Here is a 1837-nt window from a genome sequence, read left to right on the forward strand (position 1 = left end):
GCAGTCGCGCCGGGGCATGGGCCGCCGGGGGCTGGGTTCGCTCGCGGCGGTGCGGCGGTGGTGGCGCTGATGCTGGGGCCGTCCGCGCTGGAGCGGCTCAAGGCACCCCCACCCGGCGCGCCGCCGACCGCCGTGCCGTCAGCGAGCGCCCGCGACGACGTGGACGCGGAGACGCTGGCCGCCTTCGAGGCGTGGGCCGGGTTGGAGCCGCTGGAGGACACCGGCTCGGGGTACAGCGTGGACGAGGACCTGACGTGGGAGGGCGACGACGCCGACCTGGATGGGGACTTCGACCTGGGAGAGACACTGTGAAGACGATGAGGCGGATGACCCTGGCGCTCGTGTTCGCGCTGCCGGTGATGGCGCTGGCGCAGCCCATGCCGCGGCAGCCTGGCGCGCGTGACCCCGACCGCATGGCCCGGGCCGAACAGCGGCAGCGGCTGCGGCAGGTGCTGGAGCTGGCGGACACGCTGGAGCTGGACAGCGCGCAGGCCCTGAAGGTGGATGAGACGCTGCGCCGCTTCGAGGACCGCCGGCGCCCGCTGCGCGAGCAGGTGCGGGACTCGGCGCGCATCCTCCACCAGGCGGCGCGCGGCGACAGCGAGGCCCTGTCGCAGGTGGACGCGGCGGCGCAGAAGGTCTTCGACGCCCGGGCGCAGATCGCCGCGCTGGACCGGGAGCTGTACCAGGCGCTCGCCAAGGACCTGTCCCCGCGGAAGCGCGCGAAGCTGGCCATGGCCATGGCCCGCTACGAGGGCGCGAAGGGGATGAAGGCCAGGAGACTGAAGGAACCGCGCGGCGACTGAGGCCGCCCCTCCCGGAAGTCGGAGGCGGACAGGCGGGCACGGGGGGGAGTCATCCCCGGGGGCCATCCCCAACGTCATGGCATCGACCGTGTCCCTCCCCGGGGGGCCCGTCCATCCTCCTGGAGGCCGCCATGCGTCTGCTGTCCCGTGTCCTTCCCGTGCTCGTGGGCCTGGGGCTCGCGTCCTGCGCGGGCGTCGACGTCGGCACCAACTACGACCCCGCCGCGGTCCAGCGCATCAACGCGTTCCGCACCTATGCGTGGCTGTCGCAGCCCCAGCGGACGACGGACACGCGCATCAACAACGACATCACCGAGGCCCGGGTGACGCAGGCCGTGGATCGCGACCTCCAGGCCCGCGGCTACCAGAAGGTGGACGCGAGCGCGAACCCGGACTTCCTCATCGGCTGGCAGGGCGCCATCGACACGCGGCTGGCCGCGGAGACGGTGGACAGCTACTGGGGCTACCCGTGGGATCCGTTCTGGGGTTCGTACTACGGGCCCTCGGAGACGTACGTGCGCCAGTACGACGTGGGCACGCTCATCCTGGACGTGGTGGACGCGAGGGAGAAGCGGCTCGTCTGGCGCGGCACGGCCCAGACGAACCTGGGCGACAGCCCGAGCGTCCAGGGCAACGGCGACAGGATCAACAAGGGCGTGGAGAAGATGCTGGAGAAGTTCCCGCCCAAGCCGGAGAAGTCGTAGGCGCCTTCTTCAGCGCGCGCGCCGCCACGCCCGCGTCAGCAGCAGCCCGCCCAGCACGCCGCCCACGCCCAGCAGCCCAGCAGCAGCGCGAGCCAGAGGAACACGCGGTCCACCAGCGGGCCCAGCCGGTCGAACGCGTGGTCCACCCAGCCGCGCGCCAGTCCGTCCAGTTGCTGGAGCGCGGCCACGCGCTCGGCGTGCAGCGCGTGCACCACCGCCTGCCGCTCACGCCCCACGTCCGCGAGCACCGCCTGCCGCTCGCCGGTGACGAACGCCTGGAGGCCCAGGCGCTCGCCGTGCACCGCGTCCAGCACCGCGCGGCGCTCG

General features: G+C 73.3%; 2 protein-coding genes and 2 pseudogenes. 3 read left to right on the forward strand and 1 reads right to left on the reverse strand.

The window, feature by feature from the left end:
• From ACLEQD_RS42550 to ACLEQD_RS42560, 3 genes and pseudogenes are all read left to right on the forward strand, one after another.
• Positions 1-312, forward strand: a pseudogene (locus tag ACLEQD_RS42550) (hypothetical protein); the annotation flags it as partial.
• 14 nt (positions 313-326) lie between these two features.
• Positions 327-806, forward strand: coding sequence for a hypothetical protein (locus ACLEQD_RS42555; RefSeq protein WP_410391676.1), 480 nt, complete (start codon positions 327-329; stop codon positions 804-806).
• 131 nt (positions 807-937) lie between these two features.
• On the forward strand, positions 938-1510 hold the full coding sequence (locus ACLEQD_RS42560; protein WP_410391677.1) for a DUF4136 domain-containing protein: 573 nt from the start codon (positions 938-940) through the stop codon (positions 1508-1510).
• A gap of 35 nt (positions 1511-1545) precedes the next feature.
• Here ACLEQD_RS42560 and ACLEQD_RS42565 read toward each other — a convergent pair.
• Positions 1546-1837 (reverse strand): annotated as a pseudogene (locus ACLEQD_RS42565) (hypothetical protein); the annotation flags it as partial.

This window comes from Corallococcus sp. 4LFB, from assembly GCF_046520365.1.
In the GTDB taxonomy this organism is placed as follows: Bacteria; Myxococcota; Myxococcia; order Myxococcales; family Myxococcaceae; genus Corallococcus; species Corallococcus caeni.